We start from the raw sequence: 21,338 nt of genomic DNA on the forward strand, positions 1-21,338 counted from the left end.
GGCACCGACCCCCGGCGCCGCTACTTCTTCCGTACGTCGTACACCCAGCAGTTCTTGACCGACGAGACGGCCTTCGGGTTCTTCATCGCGACCTCGAAGGTCTTCTCCTCGTAGGCCCCGACGGTGACGAGGGCCGTCGTCGAGTCGACCGCCGAACCCGTGCCGCCCTTGAACTCCAGGGTCACCTCGTACGTGCCCTCCAGCGCGTCGTGCGAGGTGATCCTCAGGGTCGACGTGGTGTCGGCCCTGCGGGCGGGCCTGCCCTTGCGCTTCTTCTGGGCGGGCTTCACGCAGTCCACGACCACGACCTCGACCTTCGCCGACGTGGGGGAGGGACTGGCGGAGACCGTGGACCCGCCCGAACCGCTGTAGTCGTCGTTGCTCTTCTCGTCGCTGGAGCAGCCGCCGCCCGAATCGTCGTCGTCGTGGGAGCCCGAGTGGCTCTTGCTCTTGCCGCTCTTGCTCTTCCCGCTGCCGCCGCTGCTGCCGTGACCGCCCTTGCCCGTGTGGAAGCCGGTCAGCGCGAGGACGACCACCGTGAGCGTCGCCGCGAGCTTCAGACGTGTCCGTATCATCGCCGCACCCTCGTCCTGTCTGTCGTGTCCGCGCCACACTAGCGCCGCCCCCGCGTCACCTGGCGGGCCCCCCTCACCCGGCGTAGCGTCGTGAACGAGAGCCGGACCGCCGAGGAGGCCGCATCGATGATCCGCAACATCGCCGGCTCGGTCCTGGCTCTCGCCGGAGCGACGGCCGCCGTCTGGAGCCCCTTCCGTGCCTGGTACGACGGCCGTCACGGGCGTGACTACGCCGTCGGGGACCTGTTCACCGGCATCACCGACGCGAAGGCCGACGTCCTGGGCTCGATCCTGCTGCCCTTCGCCTTCGCGGCGCTCGTCACCCTCGTCGGCGTCGTGCTCCGCTCCCGCCTGCTCGTCGCCCTCGCCGGGCTCGTCGTCCTCGGCTTCACCATCCTGTGGATGGTGCGGGTCGGCCAGGCCGAGGGCAGCCTCGCGGTCGGCCCGGACGGCGCGGGGCTCGGCGACGGGGTCGCGAACGCCCTGGGCGGCGGGGTCCTGCTGCTCCTCGGCGCGCTCGTGATGTCGGGCCGCAGCCACCGCCCCCACCGGGTGGACCTGCCGCCGCACGGGCCCGCCCGTCCGGCACCGGACACCAGCCGGGAGACCCCGGCTCCGTACGCGGAAGCCCCGCGCCCGGATGCCCCGTACGCCGAGACCCGGACCCTCGACGTACCGGACGGCCCGCCGGCATCCGACCCGGAACGGAAGAACCCGCCGCCCGCGGGCTAGCCCGCCGCCGGCATCCGACCCGGAACGGAAGAACCCGCCGCCCGCGGGCTAGCCCGGGAACGGCGGGTTCGGGTGCGTCGGGCTACGGTCGGGCCGCCGCGCCCCTGTTGCCCGTCGCGGTGCCCTTGACCGCGTCCAGCGCGTACACGCAGCGGTCCTTGCTGCACGCGTACACGACCCCGCCCTTCGCCACCGGCGAGCCGGTGATCTCGCCGCCGGTCGCGAGCTTCCAGCGGAGCTGCCCGCCGGTCGCGTCCAGGGTGTAGAGGACGTGGTCGGCCGAGCCGAAGTGCACCCGGCCGTCCGCGACGACCGGGGAGCCGACCAGCTCGCCGCCCGCCGCGAACCGCCACCGGGGGGTGCCGGTGACCGCGTCGAGCGTGTAGAGCGCGCTGCCGCTGCCGACGTGGACGTTGCCGTCGGCGACGAGCACCGGCTCGGCGGACTGGCGCGGCTCGGTCGCGATCCGCCAGCGGTCCTGCCCGGTGGTGGCGTCGAGCGCGTACACCGTGCCGAGGTGGTCCGACAGGTACACCCCGCCGCCTGTGACCGCCGGTCCCGGCGCGAACGCGGGCGGCGACAGGAACACGGCCGGCGCCTCGAAGTGCCAGCGGACGTGCCCGCCGGCGATGTCGATCGACAGGACCCTGGTCCCGGCGGAGACGTACACGCAGCCGTCCTCGGCCGGCGCCACCCGGACGGGCACGTTCGCGCACGAGGCGGCGTCCCCGATCGGGTAGGACCAGCGCTCCACGCCCGTGCGGGCGTCGAGGGCCTGGAGCCGGGCGTCCCGCCACACGTACACGGTGTCGCCGTGCACGTGTGGCCCCGCCTCCGGGGTCTCGAAGTCGGTCTGGGCGCCGGTGATCTCCCACAGCTTGGCGCCGTTGGAGGCCTCCCAGCCCTGCACCCCGCCGCCGCGCGTACCGGTGACGACCGTGCCCCGGTCGACCTGGAGGGAGTACACCCAGGCGTCCGTGTGCAGCCGCCATCGCTCGCTGCCGTCGGTGGCGTCGAGGGCGTACAGCGTGGGCCCGTCGGAGGCGTGGATACGGCCGGAGGCGACGGCCATCGACCAGGCCACGTCCCGGGTCTTGAACTGGCGCCGGCCGCTCCCCGTGTCCAGGGCGTGCACCTCGAAGGAGGTCACGTACAGCAGGTCGCCGTCGACGACCGGGGTGCCCCAGACGTCGTTCGACATGCGGAAGCGCCAGGGCCTCCAGTGGCCGGGCTCCGGCGGGGGCTGCGCCGCCTGGTCGGCGCCCTGCGGGGGCACCGCCACCGGCCGCGAGCCGTGCGGCGGGGCCTGCTCGGCGCCGTGCGGGCCGCCGCCGGGCGGGCGGATCCAGCCGGTCGCGGGGCCCGCGTCGGCGCCCCGGCCGACGGCCAGCGCGGCGCGGGTGTCGGCGACCCGGGGACCGGGGCCGATCGGCACGGTCGCGCCGCCGAGGCGTACGGGACCGCCCGCGCTCTCGGCGGGCCCGGCGTGCCGGCCGCCGACCGGCGCGTGGTCCGGAGCGCGCTCCGGCCGCTCCGGCGTGTGATCCGGGAAGCGGGGGTCCTGGCGGGGGCCTGGCGGGTCCGCCGGGGGCCGCGGAGGCGCGACCGGCGCGGGCAGCCGGCGGCCGCCGCCGCGGCGCCGCTCGATCATGGCGGTGGCGCTCAGCGGCAGCCAGGCGGAGGCCGTGCCGCTGTCGTCGCTGCCGGGCCCGAAGAGGTGCGGGGCGAGCTGCGCCTGGAGGTCGGCCGGGGTGGGCCGGCGGGTGACGTCCATCTGCATGCAGGACTCGATGAGGGGCCGCAGCTCCTCCGGGAGGCCCTCCAGGTCCGGGCCCTCCCGCAGCAGCATGAAGACGGTCTCGACCGGGTTGGCGCCGTGGTACGGCGCGTGGCCGGTGGCGGCGAAGACCAGCATCGAGCCCAGCGAGAAGACGTCACTGGCGCCGGTGACGCTGCGCGAGTCGCGGGCCTGCTCGGGCGACATGTAGGCGGGGGTGCCGACGGCGACGTTGGTCATGGTCAGGCGCGTGTTGGAGACGCCCGACGCGATGCCGAAGTCGATCACCCGGGGGCCGTCCTCGACGACGAGGACGTTGGAGGGCTTGAGGTCGCGATGGACCAGGCCCGCGCCGTGGATGGACTGCAGGGCCTCGGCGACGCCCGCGGCGAGCCAGCGGACGGCCTGGGCCGGGAGCGGCCCGCACTCGTTCACTATTTCCTCGAGGGAGGGCGCCGGCACGTAGGCCGTGGCCAGCCAGGGCACCGCGGCACGCGGGTCGGCGTCGACGACGGCGGCCGTGTAGAAGCCGGAGACCGCCCGGGCGGCCTCCACCTCCCGGGTGAAGCGGACCCGGAACAGCTGGTCCTCCGCGAGCTCCGTGCGCACGGTCTTGATCGCCACGCGCCGGCCCGAGGCCGAGCGCGCGAGATAGACCAGGCCCATTCCGCCCGCGCCGAGCCGGCCCAGCACCTCGAAGGGCCCGATACGTCTCGGGTCGTGCTGCGTCAGCTGTTCCACTTGCCTGCCACCTCCCCGTACGGGCCATGAGGGTACGGCCCCGTGGCCCCTGATTCTTCCTGTCCGAGGGCCCGGTTGCGAACCCGGGGGCGGATCGGGGTGTCACACCTCATAAAGGGGTGCTGCGGTACGGGGGGTACCGGCCGGTACAGCGGGGGACGGATCAGTCCGAAGGTGACGCTTTCGGCTCCGCCAGGACGGCGAAGCGGGCGCCCTGGTTGTCGTGGAGGACGGCGATGCGGCCGTGCGGGGTGTCGAAGGCCGGGGTGGCGATCCGGCCGCCGAGCCGGACCGTGGTCTCGCAGGCCTCGTCGCAGTCGGCGACGGCGAAGTAGACGAGGACGTGGCCGGGCATCTCGGCGGGGAAGTCGTCGGTGATGACGGCCCGCCCGCCGAAGGCGCTGTCGTCGCCGGGCCGGGAGCCGGGGGGCGACCAGACGCGGTAGTCGAAGTCCGCGTCCCTGCCCTCCTCCTCGGCGTCGGCCTGGCGGCCGAGGTAGCCGAAGACCGTGGCGTAGAAGGTGTCGACGGCGTCCGGACGGCGCGTGTAGACCTCCATCCAGCAGAAGGCGCCGGGCTTGTTCGTGACCTCGAAGCCGTCGTCGTCGCCCTCCTGGCGGAGGCCGAAGACGGCGCCACCGGGGTCGGCGGCGAGCGCGTAGACGCCGAAGGGGCCGACGGGGTAGGGCTCCATGACCATCTGCCCGCCGGCGGCCTTGATCCGGGCGGCGAGGGTGCCCGCGTTCGCGGTGGCGAGGTAGAGGGTCCAGGTGGTGGGCATGCGCCCGTCGCGCTTGGGGACGAGTCCGGCGGCCCGGCGGCCGCCGAGGAGGGCCTCGTCGCGGTCGGGGTCGAAGGTCCAGCCGAAGAGCTCGCCGTAGAAGCGCTTGCCCGCTTCCAGGTCGGGGAGCTGTGCGTCCACCCAGCAGGGGGTGCCCTCAGTGCGTACGGCCATGTCCACACGCTAGGGCGGCGGGGGCGGCCCCGCACGCCCCGACATACGAACAAAGTGGCGATTTATCGGGGCGGAACCCTTGCGGCGCTTGAGTTGTCCACCGAAGTTGTCCACAGGCTGTTCATAAGCCTATTCGGGTACGGGCCTCCCCCGGCCGGCTCCGGCGACCGGCCGCCCGCTCGCGACACTGGCTCGATACCGCCCCTCGCCTCCCCGCCGTGCACCCGCGCCGACCTCGCAGAACGGGGGTGCACCCCATTTGCAGTCGGCCGAATCGCGCGCCGATCCCCCCTCGGTAAGCTGACGGCATGACAGGACAAGTACGCACCGTCGACGGCCGCGTGGCCGGACGACGCGGCCAGGCGACGCGGCAGAAGCTGCTCGACTGCCTCGGTGAGATGCTCAGCTCCTCGCCCTACCGGGACGTCAAGGTCATCGATGTGGCCCGGAAGGCGGGTACTTCACCCGCGACGTTCTATCAGTACTTCCCGGACGTCGAGGGAGCGGTTCTCGAGATCGCGGAGGAAATGGCCAAGGAGGGCGCCGCGTTGACCGAGCTGGTCTCCGGCCGCTCCTGGGTCGGCAAGGCCGGCTGGCAGACCTCGGAGGAACTCGTCGAGGGCTTCCTGGACTTCTGGCGGAAGCATGATGCGATCCTGCGGGTCGTTGACCTCGGCGCCGCCGAGGGCGACAAGCGGTTCTACAAGATCCGGATGAAGATCCTGAACTCGGTCACCAACTCCCTCACGGACGCGGTGAAGGAGCTCCAGGCCAAGGGCAAGGTCGACAAGGACGTCAGCCCCGCCGCGATGGCCGGCTCCCTGGTGGCGATGCTGGCCTCGGTCGCCGGCCACCAGAAGGGCTTCCAGACCTGGGGCGTCAAGCAGGCCGAACTCAAGCCGAACCTCGCCCTGTTGGTGCATCTGGGCATCACCGGCAAGAAGCCGACCAGATAGCCCCACCCACCCCTTCACCCGTCCTGTCGCCGACGCCGGCGGCGGCCCGCCCCCACGGACCGCCGTCGGCGCCGCCGTGTCCGGGACCGGGCCCTCACCTCCGGGTGAGCCGGAAGAGCCGGATCTCGCGCTCGATCCGCGCCTGGTACGTGGCGTACGGCGGCCAGAACTCCAGCGCCGCCCGCCAGGCCTCCGCCCGCTGCTCCCCCGCGAGCAGTTCCGCCCGTACGGGTACGTCCTCGCCCCGCCAGTTGACCTCGACGTCCGGATGGGCGAGCAGGTTCGCCGTCCAGGCCGGGTGCCCCGGCCGGCCGAAATTGGAGCCGACGAGGAGCCAGCGACCCTCCCCCTCCGGCATGCAGGCGAGCGGCGTGACCCGCGGCCGCCCGCTCCTCGCCCCTTTGGCGGTGAGGATCACCCCGGGCAGCATCCGCGCGCTGAGCAGCACCTTTCCCCCGGTCAGCCGGTGCACGGCCCGGTCCATGGCGGGGATGACGTGCGGGGCGACCCTGGCGAAGGTCCGGGTCGACGACACCTTCTGCACGAGCTTGCGTCCGGCGGGCATCTACGCCGCCTCCTCTCGGAAGAGTCCGGTCCGCTCCGCCGCCCGGGCGCGCAGCCGCCGGGCGGGGCCGAAGAGCAGCTCGTCGGAGGCGGCCCGCTTGAAGGAGAGGTCGTCCCACGTGTCGGTGCCGTGGAGCCGGAGGACCTCCTCGGCGGTGGCGCGCAGGGCCTCCAGGGCATGGGCGAGGGCGAGCGGTCCGCCGTCGGGGCCGGGGCCGGGTTCGCGGGCCGCGCAGTAGGTGAGCGAGCGGGCCGCCTCGACCTGGACGAACAGCTCGGCGATGCGGTGGCGGGCGGCATGGAGGGGGCCGGCGGCGGACGGGGCGGACGGTTCGCGCCCGCCGAGTTGCCCGGCCGCCCGGTCGAGGGCGGCCGCGGCGGCGCCGACCGCCTCGGCGGCCAGCATCACGGCGGCGGCGCGGCCGGTGGCGGCGAGTGCGCCGAGGACGTCGGCGGGTTCCTCGCCGAGGAGTTCGGCCGCGGTGTCCCGGAACTGGACGGTGGCCTGGGTCCGGGTGAGGTCGAGGGCGGGTTCCCGGGTCCGTACGAGCCCGGGGGCGTCCGCGGGGACGAGGAAGAGGAGCGTCCGGCTGCGGGCGAAGCCGCCGGCGTGGGCGGCGACGAGGAGCAGTCCGGCGCTGTGTCCGTCGATGACCCGGGCGGCCTCGCCGTAGAGGCGCCAGCCGCCGTCCTCCGCGCGCGCGGCCTGGATGCCGCCGGCGCGGCCTCCGCCGGACCAGTGCCCGGCGGTGTTGTCGCCGGTGAGGCCGAGGGCGTGGGCGATGCCGGCGGGGGCGGCGAGGGCGCAGGTGAGGCTGCCGTCGGCGACGCGCGGGAGGAGGCCGGCGCGCTGGGCGGGGGTGCCGAGGGCGGCGAGGAGAGGGGCGGCGAGGACGGTGGTGGCGAGGAGCGGGGAGGGGGCGAGGGCGCGGCCGGTCTCCTCGCAGGCGAGGGCGAGGGCGGTGGGGGCGCGGCCGGCGCCCCCGTACTCCGCGGGGAGGGTGAGTCCGGCGAGGCCGAGGGGGTCGGCCATGCGGGCCCAGAGTGCGGTGTCGTAGCCCTCGGGGGTGGCGGTGGCCGCGCGGTTGGCGTGCGGTCCGGCCCGTTCGGTGAGCAGGGCCCGCAGGGTGCTGCGGATCTCCCGCTGCTCCTCGGTGAGCGGGGTGGCGGGCGGTTCGTCGGGCGGTTCCGCTGGCGGGGCGGCGAGCGCGCCCCGCCGCCCCCCGGTGAGCGCGGCGTTGTCGGCGGCGTCCATGGAGCTCCCTCCGTATCTGACGGTGCGTCATGCTAGGGCGGTGCGGGGTCGGTTGCCCAGAGAAGCGCCGGTCCCGATTCAGGGAATCTGATGTACCGTCAGATTCATGCCCACCACCACACGCAGCTCCCGCCGCGTCGCCGTCGTCGGCGTCTCCCTCTCCGACTGCGGCCGGGTCGACGAGGCCACCCCGTACGCCCTGCACGCCCAGGCCGCCCGGCGCGCCCTCGCGGACAGCGGCCTCGACCGCTCGCTGATCGACGGCCTGGCCTCGGCGGGCCTCGGCACGCTCGCCCCGGTCGAGGTCGCCGAGTACCTGGGCCTTCGCCCGCGCTGGGTGGACTCGACCGCCGTCGGCGGCGCCACCTGGGAGGTCATGGCCGCGCACGCCGCCGACGCGATCGCCGCGGGGCACGCGAACGCGGTCCTGCTCGTGTACGGCTCCACCGCCCGCGCCGACATCCGGGCCCGGCGCCGCACCGCGAACCTCTCGTTCGGCTCGCGCGGCCCGCTCCAGTTCGAGGTCCCGTACGGGCACACCCTGATCGCCAAGTACGCGATGGCCGCCCGCCGCCACATGCACGAGTACGGCACGACCCTGGAGCAGCTCGCGGAGGTGGCCGTCCGGGCGCGGGCGAACGCGGCGCTCAACCCGGAGGCGATGTTCCGCGAGCCGATCACGGTCGACGACGTCCTGGACGGGCCGATGATCGCGGACCCGTTCACCAAGCTGCACTGCTGCATCCGCAGCGACGGCGGCTGCGCGGTGCTGCTGGTGGCCGAGGAGTACGTCCAGGACTGCCGTACGGCCCCGGTGTGGGTGCTCGGCACGGGTGAGCACGTCTCGCACACCACGATGTCCGAGTGGGAGGACTTCACGGTCTCCCCGGCGGCCGTCAGCGGCCGGCTGGCCTTCGAGCGGGCGGGGGTCCGGCCCGCCGACATCGACGTGGCCGAGATCTACGACGCCTTCACCTACATGACGCTGGTGACCCTGGAGGACCTGGGTTTCTGCGCGAAGGGCGAGGGCGGGGCGTTCGTCCAGGAGAAGGACGGGCTGCCGGTGAACACGGACGGCGGGGGCCTGTCGGCCTGCCATCCGGGGATGCGGGGCCTGTTCCTGCTGGTGGAGGCGGTGCGGCAGCTGCGCGGGGAGGCGCCGGGGCTCCAGGTGCGCCGGCCGGACGGCTCGCTGCCGGAACTGGCGGTGGCCTCGGGGACGGGGGGCTGGTTCTGCTCCTCGGGGACGGTGGTGCTGGGGCGGTCGTGACCCTGCCCCGCCCCTGCCCCCGCCCCCGTCCGACTCTCGACCGAGGAATCTATACAAGCGTCATAGACAAGCGTGTAGGACATCCGTATAGTCATGTCCGCGGGCAGGGGAACGGCCCGCAGACACCCGACAAGGAGTCCTGCCATGACGCTCAACGCCACGACCGGCACCCCGAAGACCGCCAAGACCGTCCTGATCTCCGGCGCCTCGATCGCGGGCCCCGCCCTCGCCCTCTGGCTGCACCGCTACGGCTTCGTCCCCACCGTCGTCGAGCGTGCCCCCGAACTCCGCACCGGCGGCTACAAGGTGGACATCCGCGGCACCGCGATCGAGGTCTGCCGCCGGATGGGCGTCCTCGACGAGATCCGCGCCCACTCCACGGACATGCGCGGCGGCTCGTACGTCGACGACGCCGGCCGCACCATCGGCGAACTGCCCGCCGACATCTTCGGCGGCCGCGTCGAGGGGGACGACGAGATCATGCGCGGCGAACTCGCCCGCATCCTGTACGACCGGACCCGCGAGGACGTCGAGTACGTCTTCGGCGACTCGATCGCCGCGCTGGCGGAGGACGCCGACGGCGTCACCGTCACCTTCGAGAGCGGCACCGTCCGCCGCTTCGACCTGGTCGTCGGCGCCGACGGACTCCACTCGAACACCCGGAAGCTCGCCTTCGGCCCCGAGGAGCGGTTCAAGCGCCACCTCGGCGCGTACATCTCCATCTTCACCGCCCCCAACCACCTCGGCCTGGACCGCTGGGAGACCTACCACGCGCTCCCCGGGAAGCTGACCTGCGTCTACAGCTCCTCCGGCGAGACCGACGCCAAGAACCTCTTCGTCTTCTCCTCCACCCAGGAGCAGCCCGATCACCGCGACACCGCGGCCCAGAAGCGCTTCCTCGCCCGTACGTTCCAGGGCGACGGCTGGGAGATCCCCCGCCTGCTCGGGCACGCCGCCGAGGCCGACGACTTCTACCTCGACTCCATCGCCCTCGTGGAGATGGACCACTGGTCCACCGGCCGGGTCGTGCTGCTCGGCGACGCCGCCCACTGCACCTCCCCCGCCTCCGGCCAGGGCACGGGCCTCGCCCTCACCGGCGCGTACATCCTGGCGGGCGAGCTCGCCCGGGCGGGCGGCGACCACACCGTCGCCTTCGCCCGCTACGAGGAGCGGATGCGGCCCGGCGTGGAACGCAACCAGAGGATGGCCGAGCGCTTCGTCAAGGAGATGGTCGTCGACCGGAAGTGGAAGATCGCCCTGCGCATGCTCATGGTGCGGACCCTGCCGAAGACCCCCTGGAAGAACCTCATCGCGAAGAAGATCCGTGACGAGATCCAGGCCACGGCGAACGCCGTCCCGATCGAGGACCACGGCACCGCCGGACGTCCTACCGTGGCCGCATGACCGACTTCCACCGCGCCCTCCACTCCCTCCGGGTCTGGGACACCGCGCTCCCGTCCTTCGACCCGGCGAGCGCCCCGCCCGAGCCGCTCCCCCTCTTCCACGACTGGTTCACGGCGGCGGTCGCGGCCGGCCAGTCCGAGCCGCACACGCTCTCCCTGGCCACGGCGGACGAGGACGGCAGGCCCGACGTCCGCACGGTGATGCTGCACGACGCGGACGCGCGGGGCTGGCACTTCGCCTCGCACGCCACCAGCGCCAAGGGCCGCCAGCTCGCCGCCCGCCCGGAGGCGGCGCTCGGCTTCTACTGGCCGGTCCAGGGCCGCCAGGTCCGGATCCGGGGCCACGTCACCACCGGCACCCCCGAGGAGGCGTACGAGGACCTCCACGCCCGCACCACCGGCGCCCTCGCCGCGGCGCTCGTGGGCCGGCAGAGCGAGGTCCTCGACTCCCCCGGCACCCTCGCCGAGGCGAGCGACGCGGCCTGGCACCGGGCCGAGTCCGAACCGGACGCCCCCGCCCCCACCTGGACCCTCTACGTCGTCGAACCGGCCGAGGTCGAGTTCTTCCAGGGCGACGGCCGCCGCCGCCACGTCCGCCTCCGCTACCGCCGTACGACGGCCGGAGACTGGACCCGCGAACTCCTGTGGCCGTGAGCCCTATTCGGCCCCGGAGCCGTACATCTCCTCGATGTCCCGGGCGAAGTCCCGCAGCACCGCGCGCCGTTTGAGCTTCAGGGACGGCGTCAGGTGTCCGGAGCCCTCCGAGAACTCGGTGTTCAGGACGCGGAACGCGCGGATCGACTCGGCCCGCGAGACCAGCCGGTTGGCGTCGTCCACGCCCCGCTGGAGCGCGGCGAGCAGCTCCGGGTCCCGGGCCAGCTCCCAGGCCGCCAGATGCTCCTTGCGCCGCATCCGCCGCCAGTGCGTCAGGCCCTCGTGGTCCAGGGTGATCAGCGCCGTGACGTACGGGCGGTCGTCGCCGACCACCATGCACTGGCCGACCAGCGGGTGGGCGCGCAGCCAGTCCTCCAGGGGGGCCGGAGCGACGTTCTTGCCCGCCGACGTGATGAGGATGTCCTTCTTCCGGCCGGTGATCCGCAGATAGCCGTCCTCGTCGAGCGAGCCCAGGTCCCCGGTGGGGAACCAGCCCTCGTCGGTGTACGGCAGGGCCACCCCGCGCTGCGCGTCCCAGTAGCCGGCGAAGACGTGGGCGCCCCTGAGCCAGACCTCGCCGTCGTCGGCGATCCGGACGGCCGTGCCCGGCAGCGGCCAGCCGACGGTCCCGGTGCGCGGCCGGCGGGGCGGGGTGACCGTCGAGGCGGCCGTGGTCTCCGTCAGGCCGTACCCCTCGAAGACCTCGACGCCGGCGCCCGCGAAGAACTCGGCGAGCCGGGCGCCGAGCGGGGAGCCGCCGCAGATCACGTACTTCACCCGGCCGCCGAGCGCACCCCTGATCCGCCGGTAGACGAGCGGGTCGTAGAGCGCCCGCGCGGTCCGCAGGGCGAGCGAGGGCGAGGAGGTCTGCCCGTACCGGCGGGCGACCCGCGCGGCCCGGTCGAAGGCGGCGGCCTTCCCGCCGCGTTCGGCGGTGGCGCGGGCCTTGTTGAAGACCTTCTCCATGACGTACGGGATGGCGAGGAGGAACGTGGGCCGGAAGGCGGCCAGGTCGGTGAGGAGCTCCTCGCCCTCGACGGAGGGCGCGTGCCCGACACGGACGCGGGCGCGGACGCAGCCGACGGCGACCATCCGCCCGAAGACGTGGGAGAGCGGCAGGAAGAGGAGGGTGGCGGCGGGCTCCTTGCTCTCCGAGACGAAGACGGGGTGGAGGAGCCGGACGGCGTTGTCGACCTCGGCGAAGAAGTTGGCGTGGGTGAGGGCGCAGCCCTTCGGCCGGCCGGTGGTGCCGGAGGTGTAGATGAGGGTGGCGAGGGCCGCCGGGGTGAGCAGCCCCCGGCGGGCGGTGACGGCCTCGTCGGCGACCCGGGCGCCCGCCCTGCGGAGCTGGTCGACGGCGCCGGTGCCGAGGACCCAGAGGTGGGCGAGGCCGGGCAGCTGCCGCCGCTCGGCGGAGACGAGCCGCGCCTGCTCCGGGTCCTCGACGACGCAGGCCGCGGCCCCGGAGTCCTGGAGGATCCAGCGGGTCTGGAAGGCGGAGGAGGTGGGGTAGACGGGGACGGTGACGAGCCCCGCGGCCCAGGCGGCGAAGTCGATCAGGGTCCACTCGTAGGTGGTGCGGGCCATGAGGGCGAGCCGGTCGCCGGGGCGCAGACCGGAGGCGATGAGGCCCTTGGCGACGGAGTGCACCTCGGCGGCGAACCGTGCGGCGGTGACGTCCTGCCAGACCCCGTCCCGGTCCTTCCGGGAGAAGAGGACGGCCTCGGGGTCCTGCCGGGCGTTGTCGTAGGGCAGGTCGGCGAGCGAGCCGCGGGCCACCCGGGGGACGAACGCGGGTACGGAGACCTCCCGCACCCGCCCGTCCACCACGACCTTGTGCGGCTCGACCGGCTCGGTCCCGGATGCGGCGGTGACGACGGACACGTGCGGCTCCTTGGTCTGCGCGATGAACTGAGTTCGTGCGTCGGTACGTTGGGCGCTACGGTGCGTCAACAGCCTTGACTAGCCGGTAACCTTACTGCGCGGTAAGGCTCAACGGGGAGACCAGCGCTCGCTTTTCATGAGGTTTCCGAGCCCGGCCCAGGCGAAGTTCATCAGCGTCGCGGCGGCTTCCTTCGCCGTCACCCCGGGGGTCTCGTTCGCCCAGCCGGCCAGCGACTCGGCGGCCCCCACCAGCGCCTGGGCGAGCGCGTCGACGTCCCGCGAGGAGATGCCCACGTCCGCCGCTGCCTCCCCGATGAGACCGGCCACGAAGCCCACGATCTCGTCGCGCATCCGCTCGGCCTCCCCGGCGAACGGTTCCCCCTGCGTCCGGGCCTGCCGGCTCAGCACCACCCAGGAGTCCGGGTGCTCGGCGGCGTACGTGAAGAAGGCGAGCAGCCCCGCCCAGAGCCGCTCGTCGGGCGGCTCCCCGGGCCCCCCGACCCCGGCGGCGACGGCCGCGAGCAGCGCCCCGGCCTCCCGCCGGATGACGCAGGTGAACAGCTCCTCCTTGGAGCCCAGGTACAGATAGACCAGCGGCTTGGAGACCCCGGCGAGCTCGGCGATCCCGTCCATGGACGCCGCCTGGTACCCCTGCCGGGCGAAGCACCGCACGGCCGCGTCCACCATCTGCCGCTCCCGCACCGCCCGCGGCAACCGCCGCGCCTTCTCCCCACCGGCCATGACGGCCCACCCCTGCTTCCAAGATCCACTGGACGCCCCGCGAAAGCGTACGCGCCCCCTGCCCGGACGGGGCAGGGGGCGCGTGAGCTCGGTGCGGGGGTCAGGCGGCGGCCGTGACCGCGACCTTCTGGTCCTTCTCGCCGATCTCGACCAGGTCGTCGATCGGGGAGGACGAGGCGTTCTCGTACGCGGTGTGGTCGAGGATCTTCTCGCGGGCGGAGACGATCACCGGGATCAGCGCCTGGCCCGCCACGTTGGTGGCCGTGCGCATCATGTCCAGGATCGGGTCGATCGCCATGAGGAGGCCGACGCCCTCCAGGGGCAGGCCCAGGGTGGAGAGGGTCAGGGTGAGCATGACCGTCGCGCCGGTGAGGCCGGCGGTGGCCGCCGAGCCGATGACCGAGACGAAGGCGATCAGCAGGTAGTCGCCGATGCCGAGCTGCACGTCGAAGATCTGCGCGATGAAGATCGCGGCGAGCGCCGGGTAGATCGCGGCGCAGCCGTCCATCTTGGTGGTGGCGCCGAACGGGACGGCGAAGGAGGCGTACTCCTTCGGGACGCCGAGGCGCTCGGTGACCTTCTGGGTGACCGGCATGGTGCCGACCGAGGAGCGGGAGACGAAGGCCAGCTGGATGGCCGGCCAGGCGCCCTTGTAGAACTGGAGCGGGTTGACCTTGGCGACCGTGGCGAGCAGCAGCGGGTAGACGCCGAAGAGGACCAGGGCGCACCCGACGTAGATGTCGGCGGTGAAGGTCGCGTACTTGCCGATGAGGTCCCAGCCGTAGTCGGCGATGGCGAAGCCGATGAGGCCGACGGTGCCGAGCGGGGCGAGGCGGATGACCCACCACAGGGCCTTCTGGAGGAGCTCCAGGACCGACTCGGAGAGGGTGAGGATCGGCTTGGCGCGGTCGCCGAGCTTGAGGGCGGCGATGCCGGCGACGGCGGCCATGAAGACGATCTGGAGGACGTTCAGCTCGGTGAAGGGCGTGATGACGTCCGTCGGGATGATGCCGGTGAGGAAGTCGATCCAGGAGCCCTCGCGCTTCGGCAGCTTGCCGTCCTGCGGGGTGAGGCCGGTGCCGGCGCCCGGGTCGGTGATCAGGCCGATGGCGAGGCCGATGCCGACCGCGATCAGCGAGGTGATCATGAACCAGAGCAGGGTGCGGGTGGCGAGCCTGGCGGCGTTGTTCACCTTCCGCAGGTTGGTGATCGAGACCAGGATCGCGAAGAAGACGAGCGGCGCGACGGCCAGCTTGAGCAGCTGGACGAAGATGTCGCCGATCTGGCCGAGGGTCTCCTTCAGCCAGGAGACGTCCTGGCTGCGGGCGACCCAGCCGAGCAGGGCGCCCAGGGCCAGACCGACGATGATCTGGGCCCAGAAGGGGACCTTGGGTATGCGCGAGGAAGCCGGGGACTTCGTCTCGGACGCGGACGCGGACACAGGCACACTCCACAGGTGCGTATCGGGAAATACGGGACGGGGGTGCGGCACACACGCGCTCGGGCGCGGGCCGCTGCATGATGCCGGATCAGAGCGCGCGGCAACAGACCGCGGACATACAGCGGCAGAGATCGACGTGCAGGCGCGCCACGAGCGGGGTGCTCGCGGCATGAGAGGGGCGCACTGCTGTCTTCATGTCGAACACGTTAACACTTGAACTTTGAGAACCTCAAAGCCATTCTTTGGGTCCCCGAGGCGTCCTTCCGCCTCCGAAACGCAGAACACCCCAGGCCGGAGCCTTGGAAGGCTCTGCCCGGGGTGGATGTCTGTGAGGAAGCTTACGCAGCCCTTACGCGGCTAGAGCGCGTCCTCCTGGGACCGGTTCGCGTCCAGCCGGCCCTTCGCGCGGTCGACCTTCGCGACGATCTCGGCGCTCGCCTCGTCCCGCACCTTGCGCAGGAGGACGAAGCTCAGCGGGGCGGAGATGACGATGGACAGGACGAGCACCCAGAGCAGGTTCGAGTCGCCCAGGCCGCGCGGCAGCACGCCGGCGTAGACGAGACCCCACAGGGCGAGGAAGCACCCGGCGAAGATCCCGAGCCGCATCAGCGTGTAGCGGAGCATGTCAGTCCACTCTTCCGTTCCGAAAGATCCCAAAGTTCCCCTGAGGGGCGAGCGTCATCCAGTGAAGCACGCGACGGCGGGCGACCCGGGACCGGGCCTCTTGAGCCGGTCGAAAGTAATAGATAGATTAGCTCCATGACCCTTACCTTCGAGGTGGACCCGGCAGTCGACCCCGCCCTGCGCGACGGCGTGCTCTCCCTCTGGGCCGACGTCTCCAACGCCGGCGGCGCCGTCGGCTTCGTACCCCCCGTGACCCCCGGCGAGATACGCCCCGCGCTGCTCAAGCACCTCGTCGCGATGGCCGAGGGCGGCACCCGCCTGCTCGTCGGCCGCGACGAGGACGGCCGGGTCGCCGCCACCGCCTTCTTCACCTTCAACACCCACCCGCTGATGACCCACTGGGTGTGGCTCTACACGGTGATGGTCCACCCCCGGCACCAGGGGAAGGGGTACGGCCGCGACCTCATGGCGGCCGTCGAGCACACCGCCCGCACCGCCCCGGGCTTCGAGACGGTCGAGGCGATCCGGCTGACCTGCCGGGGCGGCACCGGCGTCGACGCCTTCTACGCCCGCTCCGGCTACAAGGAGGTCGGCCGCGTCCCCGACGCGATCCGGGTCGCCCCCGGGGACGACCGCGACGACATCATCATGCTGCTGCCCCTCGTCTGAGACGGCGGAAGGGCCGGCGGGAGATCCCGCCGGCCCTTCCGTCACGAGGTCCCGTCGTCAGAACCGCATCGCCTGCGGCGTCTCGCGCCGGTCCGCGTCCGGGCCCGGGTACTCGCGGATGATCTCGTACCGCGTGTTCCGCTCCACCGGCCGGAAGCCCGCGTCACGGATCAGTTCGAGGAGGTCCTCGCGGCCCAGCTTGTTCGGCGTGCCGTAGTTGTCGGCGTCGTGCGTGATCTTGTACTCGACGACCGAGCCGTCCATGTCGTCGGCGCCGTGCTGGAGCGCCAGCTGCGCCGTCTGGACGCCGTGCATGACCCAGAAGACCTTGACGTGCGGCACGTTGTCGAAGAGCAGCCGGGAGACCGCGAAGGTCTTCAGCGCCTCGGCGCCGGTCGCCATCGTGGTGCGCGCCTGGAGCCTGTTGCGGATCTTGCCGTCCTGCATGTCGACGAAGTCGTGCTGGTAGCGCAGCGGGATGAAGACCTGGAAGCCGCCGGTCTCGTCCTGGAGCTCACGGAGCCGCAGCACGTGGTCCACGCGGTGGCGCGGCTCCTCGATGTGGCCGTAGAGCATGGTCGAGGGGGTCTTGAGCCCCTTCTCGTGGGCGAGCCGGTGGATCCGGGACCAGTCCTCCCAGTGGGTGCGGTGGTCCACGATGTGCTGCCGGACCTCCCAGTCGAAGATCTCGGCGCCGCCGCCGGTCAGCGACTCCAGGCCGGCCTCGATCAGCTCGTCGAGGATCTCGGAGGCGGAGAGGCCGGAGATCGTCTCGAAGTGGTGGATCTCGGTGGCCGTGAACGCCTTGAGGGAGACGTTCGGCAGGGCCTTCTTGAGCTCGGAGAGGGAGCGCGGGTAGTAGCGCCAGGGCAGGTTGGGGTGCAGCCCGTTGACGATGTGGAGCTCGGTGAGGTTCTCGTTCTCCATCGCCTTCGCGAGGCGCACGGCCTCCTCGATGCGCATGGTGTACGCGTCCTTCTCGCCCGGCTTGCGCTGGAACGAGCAGTAGGCGCAGGAGGCGGTGCAGACGTTGGTCATGTTCAGATGCCGGTTGACATTGAAGTGGACCACGTCGCCGTTCTTGCGGGTCCGGACCTCGTGGGCCAGACCGCCGAGCCAGGCGAGGTCGTCGGACTCGTACAGGGCGATGCCGTCCTCACGGCTCAGCCGCTCACCGTCCCGGACCTTCTGCTCAAGTTCGCGCTTGAGTCCCGCGTCCATGTACGGCCGCCTCCCTTTGATCTCCGAATTCACGCTCCGCCCACCGTACTCTCAGCCCTCTTCCGGCAGCTCTCCGACCCGGTTCTCCCACTTGGTGGAGAGCACGATCGTCGTACGGGTGCGGGAGACGCCCTTGGTGCCGGAGAGCCGGCGGATCGTCTTCTCCAGGCCGTCGACGTCGTTCGCGCGCACCTTGAGCATGAAGGAGTCGTCGCCGGCGATGAACCAGCAGTCCTCGATCTCGGCGAGGTCCTTCAGCCGGCGGGCCACGTCCTCGTGGTCGGCGGCGTCGGAGAGCGAGATGCCGATGAGGGCGGTGACGCCGAGGCCGAGCGAGGCGGCGTCGACGGTGGCGCGGTAGCCGGTGATGACCCCGGCGGCCTCAAGTCGGTTGATGCGGTCGGTGACGGAGGGGCCGGAGAGCCCGACGAGCCGGCCGAGCTCGGCGTACGAGGCACGGCCGTTCTCGCGCAGAGCCTGGATGAGCTGCCTGTCCACGGCGTCCATAGGTATGAAGCCTTCCATTGTCCAGCGATACCGCGAGTTTAGGTATAGAATCTAAGGTACACAGGGGAGACACCCTGTGAATCTTTCAGCAGATCAAAGACGATCTTTCAGGAGTGGTGTTCACCGTGTACACGATCGAGATGGCCTACGCACGCATGCGCGAGCTGCAGGACCTGGCCAACCGCTCGCGTGCCCACCAGCCGACCGCCGCCTCGAAGCGCGCCGCGAAGAAGCACGCCAAGAAGCGCTAATCAGCCCGGAGAGCCGCACCCAGCTCTCCTTCCCACCGGCGGTACAGCTGGTGCGGCACTCCCGCCGCGTCCAGCACCCGCCCGGCGACGAAGTCCACCAGATCCTGGATGTGCGTCGCCCCCGCGTAGAACGCCGGAGAGGCGGGCAGCACCACTGCGCCCGCCTCGTCCAGCGCCACCATGTGCTTGAGCGTCTGTCCGTTCAGCGGGGTCTCCCGCACCGCGACCACCAGCGGACGCCGCTCCTTCAGCGTCACGCTCGCGACCCGCTGCAGCAGGTCCTTCGAGAGCCCGAGTGCCACTCCCGCCACCGCCGCGGTCGAGGCCGGCACGACCAGCATCCCCTTCGCCGGGTACGAGCCGGAGGACGGTCCCGCCCCCAGGTCCCCGGCAGCCCAGTACCGCACGTCGCCCAGGTCCGCGGTGAACGTGTCGGGCTTCCCGTCCGCGCCCCGCGCCAGCCAGGCCGCCAGGTCCTCGCGCCAGTGCGCGTCCCGGAACGAGATCCCCGTCTCGTCGAGCAGCGTCAGCCGCGAGGCCCGCGAGACGACGAGGTCCACACTCTCCCCCGCGTCGAGCAGCCCCCTCAGGACGGCGGCGGCGTACGGCGTACCCGACGCCCCGGAAACCCCCACGATCCAGGGGGTGCGCTTGCCGTCGTTCATGCCGTCGAGCCTATCCGTCCTCGCACCGGGGCTACGGGGTGAGCCCGCGGACCATCAGGTCGAGCAGCGCGCACACGAACAGGCTGATCCCGATGAACCCGTTCGTCGTGAAGAACGCCCTGTTCAGACGGGACAGGTCGTGCGGCCGCACGATCGTGTGCTCGTAGCAGAAGGCGACGACCACGATCACCAGACCGGCCCAGAAGAACAGGCCCGCGTCCGTCAGCAGGGCGTACCAGACGAGGAGCCCCGTCGTCACGACCGCCGAGACGCGGGCGCCCCACAGCGCGGCCGGCACGCCGAAGCGGGCCGGGACCGACATGACGCCGTGCGCCCGGTCCGCCTGCACGTCCTGGCAGGCGAAGATCAGGTCGAAGCCGCCGATCCAGACGCCCACCGCGAGACCCAGGACGGCCGCGTCCCAGGACCACTCCCCCGTGACCGCGAGCCAGGCGCCGACCGGCCCGATCGACTGGGCGAGGCCCAGGATGGCGTGCGGGAAGTTGGTGAACCGCTTGCCGTACGGATAGACGACCATCGGGATGACGGCGAGCGGCGCCAGCGCCAGGCACAGCGGGTTCAGGAGGGCGGCCGCGCCGAGGAAGACGACGACGGCGATCCCGGCCCCGGTCCACGCGGAGCGCACGGACATCGCGCCGGTCACCAGCTCCCGCCCGGCCGTGCGCGGATTGCGCGCGTCGATCTCGCGGTCGATGATCCGGTTGCAGGCCATGGCGAAGGTCCGCAGGCCCACCATGCAGACCGTGACGAGGAACAGCGTCCACCAGTGGATGTTCCGGTCGAGCTGGAACATCGCCGTCAGGGACGCGATGTAGGCGAAGGGCAGCGCGAAGACCGAGTGCTCGATCATCACGAGCCGCAGGAAGGCCTTGGTGCGTCCCGGCTGGGCGCCGGGCACGGCCGCGGTGGTCACAGCCCGTACTCCTTCCAGCGGCGGTCCACCAGGGCCGCCGTCGCCGGGTCCGACTCCACCATGTCCGGCCAGCCGCCGTCCCGGGTGTAGCCCTCCTCGGGCAGCTTCTTCGTGGCGTCGATACCGGCCTTGCCACCCCAGAACTGCTGGTAGGAGGCGTGGTCGAGATGATCGACCGGGCCCTCGACGACCGTCAGGTCACGGGCGTAGTCCGTGTTCCCGAGCGCCCGCCAGGACACCTCGTGCAGATCGTGCACGTCGCAGTCCTTGTCGACCACGATGATCAGCTTGGTCAGCGACATCATGTGCGCGCCCCAGATGGCGTGCATGACCTTCTGCGCGTGCTTCGGGTACTTCTTGTCGATCGAGACGATCGCGCAGTTGTGGAAGCCGCCCGACTCCGGCAGGTGGTAGTCGACGATGTCCGGCACGATGATCTTGAGGAGCGGCAGGAAGAACCGCTCCGTGGCCCGGCCGAGGGGTCCGTCCTCCGTCGGCGGCCGGCCGACGACGATCGACTGGAGCAGCGGACGCTTCCGCATGGTGATGCAGTCGACCTTCAGGGCGGGGAAGGGCTCCTGCGGCGTGTAGAAGCCGGTGTGGTCGCCGAAGGGACCCTCCGGCAGCATCTCGCCCGGCTCCAGCCAGCCCTCGACGACGACCTCGGCGTTGGCCGGGACCTGGAGCGGGACCGTCTTGCAGTCGACCATCTCGATCCGCTTGCCCTGCACGAAGCCGGCGAACAGGTACTCGTCGATGTCGCCGGGCAGCGGCGCCGTCGAGGCGTACGTGACGGCCGGCGGGCAGCCGAAGGCGATCGCGACCGGCAGCCGCTCGCCCTTCGCCGCGGCGACCGCGTAGTGGTTGCGGCTGTCCTTGTGGATCTGCCAGTGCATGCCGATGGTGCGCTTGTCGTGCCGCTGGAGCCGGTAGAGCCCCAGGTTCCGCACACCGGTCTCGGGGTGCTTGGTGTGGGTCAGACCCAGGTTGAAGAAGGAGCCGCCGTCCTTCGGCCAGGTGAAGAGCGCCGGGAGGAGATCGAGGTCGACGTCGTCGCCGGTGAGCACGACCTCCTGCACGGGGGCGTCCCCGGCCTTCACCTTCTTCGGCGGCACGTGGACCATCGAGCCCAGCTTCCCGAAGGCCTCGCGGACCCCGACGAAGCCGTGCGGCAGCTCCGGCTTGAGGAGCCCGCCGATCTTCTCGCTGATCTCGCCGTACGACTTCAGGCCGAGGGCCTTGAGGAGGCGGCGGTCCGTGCCGAAGACGTTCATCGCGAGGGGCATCGAGGAGCCCTTGACGTTCTCGAAGAGAAGCGCCGGCCCTCCCGCCTTGTTCACCCGGTCGACGATCTCCCCGACCTCCAGGTACGGGTCGACTTCGGCCTTGATGCGCTTGAGGTCGCCTTCACGCTCCAGGGCCCTGAGCAGCGAGCGGAGATCGTCGTAAGCCATAGGGGTCAGTATCGGTCACGGGCTAGGCTTGGCTCGTCACCGGGGCCGCCCAGGCGGGCCCCGCC

The 21,338-nt window shown here is 72.1% G+C and carries 21 protein-coding genes; 7 read left to right on the forward strand and 14 right to left on the reverse strand.

Annotated features, from left to right (window positions below; translation table 11 throughout):
- Positions 1 to 20: 20 nt before the first annotated feature.
- Positions 21 to 575, reverse strand: a complete 555-nt coding sequence (locus ACN9MM_RS16935) for a hypothetical protein (RefSeq protein WP_426364410.1) — start codon at positions 573 to 575, stop codon at positions 21 to 23.
- A gap of 90 nt (positions 576 to 665) precedes the next feature.
- Between ACN9MM_RS16935 and ACN9MM_RS16940 the strand changes: the two genes are divergently transcribed.
- On the forward strand, positions 666 to 1,307 hold the full coding sequence (locus ACN9MM_RS16940; RefSeq protein WP_426364411.1) for a hypothetical protein: 642 nt from the start codon (positions 666 to 668) through the stop codon (positions 1,305 to 1,307).
- Between the two features lie 82 nt (positions 1,308 to 1,389).
- On the opposite strand, the gene ACN9MM_RS16945 is transcribed toward ACN9MM_RS16940, so the two are convergent.
- On the reverse strand, positions 1,390 to 3,825 hold the full coding sequence (locus tag ACN9MM_RS16945; RefSeq protein ID WP_426364412.1) for a PQQ-binding-like beta-propeller repeat protein: 2,436 nt from the start codon (positions 3,823 to 3,825) through the stop codon (positions 1,390 to 1,392).
- 163 nt (positions 3,826 to 3,988) lie between these two features.
- Positions 3,989 to 4,780, reverse strand: a complete 792-nt coding sequence (locus tag ACN9MM_RS16950; RefSeq protein ID WP_426364413.1) for a VOC family protein — start codon at positions 4,778 to 4,780, stop codon at positions 3,989 to 3,991.
- Between the two features lie 308 nt (positions 4,781 to 5,088).
- Between ACN9MM_RS16950 and ACN9MM_RS16955 the strand changes: the two genes are divergently transcribed.
- On the forward strand, positions 5,089 to 5,736 hold the full coding sequence (locus tag ACN9MM_RS16955) for a TetR family transcriptional regulator (RefSeq protein ID WP_041129739.1): 648 nt from the start codon (positions 5,089 to 5,091) through the stop codon (positions 5,734 to 5,736).
- Positions 5,737 to 5,830: 94 nt separating this feature from the next.
- On the opposite strand, the gene ACN9MM_RS16960 is transcribed toward ACN9MM_RS16955, so the two are convergent.
- Together ACN9MM_RS16960 and ACN9MM_RS16965 are read right to left on the reverse strand one after the other, a co-directional pair.
- The gene (locus ACN9MM_RS16960) at positions 5,831 to 6,301 is read right to left on the reverse strand and encodes a nitroreductase family deazaflavin-dependent oxidoreductase (RefSeq protein ID WP_426364414.1); all 471 of its coding nucleotides are present in this window, start codon (positions 6,299 to 6,301) and stop codon (positions 5,831 to 5,833) included.
- Complete coding sequence (locus tag ACN9MM_RS16965; protein WP_426364415.1) at positions 6,302 to 7,555, reverse strand: acyl-CoA dehydrogenase family protein; 1,254 nt, start codon at positions 7,553 to 7,555, stop codon at positions 6,302 to 6,304.
- 106 nt (positions 7,556 to 7,661) lie between these two features.
- Here ACN9MM_RS16965 and ACN9MM_RS16970 point away from each other — a divergent pair, with 106 nt between their 5' ends.
- From ACN9MM_RS16970 to ACN9MM_RS16980, 3 genes are all read left to right on the forward strand, one after another.
- Positions 7,662 to 8,825, forward strand: a complete 1,164-nt coding sequence (locus ACN9MM_RS16970) for a thiolase C-terminal domain-containing protein (protein WP_382863934.1) — start codon at positions 7,662 to 7,664, stop codon at positions 8,823 to 8,825.
- Positions 8,826 to 8,969: 144 nt separating this feature from the next.
- On the forward strand, positions 8,970 to 10,229 hold the full coding sequence (locus tag ACN9MM_RS16975; RefSeq protein WP_426364416.1) for an FAD-dependent monooxygenase: 1,260 nt from the start codon (positions 8,970 to 8,972) through the stop codon (positions 10,227 to 10,229).
- Positions 10,226 to 10,882 carry a pyridoxine/pyridoxamine 5'-phosphate oxidase gene (locus ACN9MM_RS16980; protein WP_426364417.1) on the forward strand — a complete coding sequence of 219 codons (657 nt, stop codon included), beginning with the start codon at positions 10,226 to 10,228 and terminating at the stop codon, positions 10,880 to 10,882. The genes ACN9MM_RS16975 and ACN9MM_RS16980 overlap by 4 nt, the downstream gene beginning before the upstream one ends.
- A 3-nt stretch (positions 10,883 to 10,885) precedes the next feature.
- On the opposite strand, the gene ACN9MM_RS16985 is transcribed toward ACN9MM_RS16980, so the two are convergent.
- From ACN9MM_RS16985 to ACN9MM_RS17000, 4 genes are all read right to left on the reverse strand, one after another.
- A complete protein-coding gene (locus ACN9MM_RS16985) occupies positions 10,886 to 12,766 on the reverse strand; it encodes an AMP-dependent synthetase/ligase (RefSeq protein WP_426364418.1) in 1,881 nt (626 codons plus the stop codon).
- Positions 12,767 to 12,874: 108 nt separating this feature from the next.
- Complete coding sequence (locus ACN9MM_RS16990) at positions 12,875 to 13,507, reverse strand: TetR/AcrR family transcriptional regulator (RefSeq protein WP_426364419.1); 633 nt, start codon at positions 13,505 to 13,507, stop codon at positions 12,875 to 12,877.
- A gap of 100 nt (positions 13,508 to 13,607) precedes the next feature.
- A complete protein-coding gene (locus ACN9MM_RS16995; protein ID WP_426364420.1) occupies positions 13,608 to 14,948 on the reverse strand; it encodes a dicarboxylate/amino acid:cation symporter in 1,341 nt (446 codons plus the stop codon).
- A gap of 357 nt (positions 14,949 to 15,305) precedes the next feature.
- Positions 15,306 to 15,572, reverse strand: coding sequence for a DUF4229 domain-containing protein (locus tag ACN9MM_RS17000; protein ID WP_382863955.1), 267 nt, complete (start codon positions 15,570 to 15,572; stop codon positions 15,306 to 15,308).
- Positions 15,573 to 15,707: 135 nt separating this feature from the next.
- On the opposite strand from ACN9MM_RS17000, the gene ACN9MM_RS17005 reads away from it, so the two are divergent.
- Positions 15,708 to 16,241, forward strand: coding sequence for a GNAT family N-acetyltransferase (locus ACN9MM_RS17005; protein WP_426364421.1), 534 nt, complete (start codon positions 15,708 to 15,710; stop codon positions 16,239 to 16,241).
- Between the two features lie 57 nt (positions 16,242 to 16,298).
- Here the strand turns inward: ACN9MM_RS17005 and mqnE are convergent, their stop codons facing one another.
- Together mqnE and ACN9MM_RS17015 are read right to left on the reverse strand one after the other, a co-directional pair.
- The gene (gene mqnE, locus ACN9MM_RS17010; protein WP_385567830.1) at positions 16,299 to 17,462 is read right to left on the reverse strand and encodes an aminofutalosine synthase MqnE; all 1,164 of its coding nucleotides are present in this window, start codon (positions 17,460 to 17,462) and stop codon (positions 16,299 to 16,301) included.
- A 51-nt stretch (positions 17,463 to 17,513) separates the two neighbouring features.
- On the reverse strand, positions 17,514 to 17,969 hold the full coding sequence (locus tag ACN9MM_RS17015) for an Lrp/AsnC family transcriptional regulator (protein ID WP_017241016.1): 456 nt from the start codon (positions 17,967 to 17,969) through the stop codon (positions 17,514 to 17,516).
- 113 nt (positions 17,970 to 18,082) lie between these two features.
- Between ACN9MM_RS17015 and ACN9MM_RS17020 the strand changes: the two genes are divergently transcribed.
- Positions 18,083 to 18,220 carry a hypothetical protein gene (locus tag ACN9MM_RS17020; protein WP_329853089.1) on the forward strand — a complete coding sequence of 46 codons (138 nt, stop codon included), beginning with the start codon at positions 18,083 to 18,085 and terminating at the stop codon, positions 18,218 to 18,220.
- Here the strand turns inward: ACN9MM_RS17020 and ACN9MM_RS17025 are convergent.
- The 3 genes from ACN9MM_RS17025 to ACN9MM_RS17035 are packed head-to-tail and all read right to left on the reverse strand — an operon-like array spanning position 18,217 to position 21,273.
- On the reverse strand, positions 18,217 to 18,885 hold the full coding sequence (locus tag ACN9MM_RS17025) for a UbiX family flavin prenyltransferase (RefSeq protein WP_376511794.1): 669 nt from the start codon (positions 18,883 to 18,885) through the stop codon (positions 18,217 to 18,219). The two genes, ACN9MM_RS17020 and ACN9MM_RS17025, sit on opposite strands and share 4 nt — an antisense overlap.
- A gap of 31 nt (positions 18,886 to 18,916) precedes the next feature.
- On the reverse strand, positions 18,917 to 19,819 hold the full coding sequence (gene mqnP, locus ACN9MM_RS17030) for a menaquinone biosynthesis prenyltransferase MqnP (protein ID WP_426364422.1): 903 nt from the start codon (positions 19,817 to 19,819) through the stop codon (positions 18,917 to 18,919).
- The gene (locus ACN9MM_RS17035) at positions 19,816 to 21,273 is read right to left on the reverse strand and encodes a menaquinone biosynthesis decarboxylase (RefSeq protein ID WP_426364423.1); all 1,458 of its coding nucleotides are present in this window, start codon (positions 21,271 to 21,273) and stop codon (positions 19,816 to 19,818) included. The genes mqnP and ACN9MM_RS17035 overlap by 4 nt, the downstream gene beginning before the upstream one ends.
- Between the last annotated feature and the right edge of the window lie 65 nt (positions 21,274 to 21,338).

Source organism: Streptomyces sp. E-08 (genome assembly GCF_049913095.1).
Classification (GTDB): Bacteria; Actinomycetota; Actinomycetes; order Streptomycetales; family Streptomycetaceae; genus Streptomyces.

Excerpts from the sequence above, each read along its gene's own strand:
- ACN9MM_RS16935 (WP_426364410.1), bottom strand. The coding sequence starts at position 575 with ATGATACGGACACGTCTGAAGCTCGCGGCGACGCTCACGGTGGTCGTC.
- ACN9MM_RS16950 (WP_426364413.1), bottom strand. The coding sequence starts at position 4,780 with ATGGCCGTACGCACTGAGGGCACCCCCTGCTGGGTGGACGCACAGCTC.
- ACN9MM_RS16955 (WP_041129739.1), top strand. The coding sequence starts at position 5,089 with ATGACAGGACAAGTACGCACCGTCGACGGCCGCGTGGCCGGACGACGC.
- ACN9MM_RS16960 (WP_426364414.1), bottom strand. The coding sequence starts at position 6,301 with ATGCCCGCCGGACGCAAGCTCGTGCAGAAGGTGTCGTCGACCCGGACC.
- ACN9MM_RS16965 (WP_426364415.1), bottom strand. The coding sequence starts at position 7,555 with ATGGACGCCGCCGACAACGCCGCGCTCACCGGGGGGCGGCGGGGCGCG.
- ACN9MM_RS16970 (WP_382863934.1), top strand. The coding sequence starts at position 7,662 with ATGCCCACCACCACACGCAGCTCCCGCCGCGTCGCCGTCGTCGGCGTC.
- ACN9MM_RS16975 (WP_426364416.1), top strand. The coding sequence starts at position 8,970 with ATGACGCTCAACGCCACGACCGGCACCCCGAAGACCGCCAAGACCGTC.
- ACN9MM_RS16980 (WP_426364417.1), top strand. The coding sequence starts at position 10,226 with ATGACCGACTTCCACCGCGCCCTCCACTCCCTCCGGGTCTGGGACACC.
- ACN9MM_RS16990 (WP_426364419.1), bottom strand. The coding sequence starts at position 13,507 with ATGGCCGGTGGGGAGAAGGCGCGGCGGTTGCCGCGGGCGGTGCGGGAG.
- ACN9MM_RS17000 (WP_382863955.1), bottom strand. The coding sequence starts at position 15,572 with ATGCTCCGCTACACGCTGATGCGGCTCGGGATCTTCGCCGGGTGCTTC.
- ACN9MM_RS17005 (WP_426364421.1), top strand. The coding sequence starts at position 15,708 with ATGACCCTTACCTTCGAGGTGGACCCGGCAGTCGACCCCGCCCTGCGC.
- mqnE (WP_385567830.1), bottom strand. The coding sequence starts at position 17,462 with ATGGACGCGGGACTCAAGCGCGAACTTGAGCAGAAGGTCCGGGACGGT.
- ACN9MM_RS17015 (WP_017241016.1), bottom strand. The coding sequence starts at position 17,969 with ATGGACGCCGTGGACAGGCAGCTCATCCAGGCTCTGCGCGAGAACGGC.
- ACN9MM_RS17025 (WP_376511794.1), bottom strand. The coding sequence starts at position 18,885 with ATGAACGACGGCAAGCGCACCCCCTGGATCGTGGGGGTTTCCGGGGCG.
- ACN9MM_RS17035 (WP_426364423.1), bottom strand. The coding sequence starts at position 21,273 with ATGGCTTACGACGATCTCCGCTCGCTGCTCAGGGCCCTGGAGCGTGAA.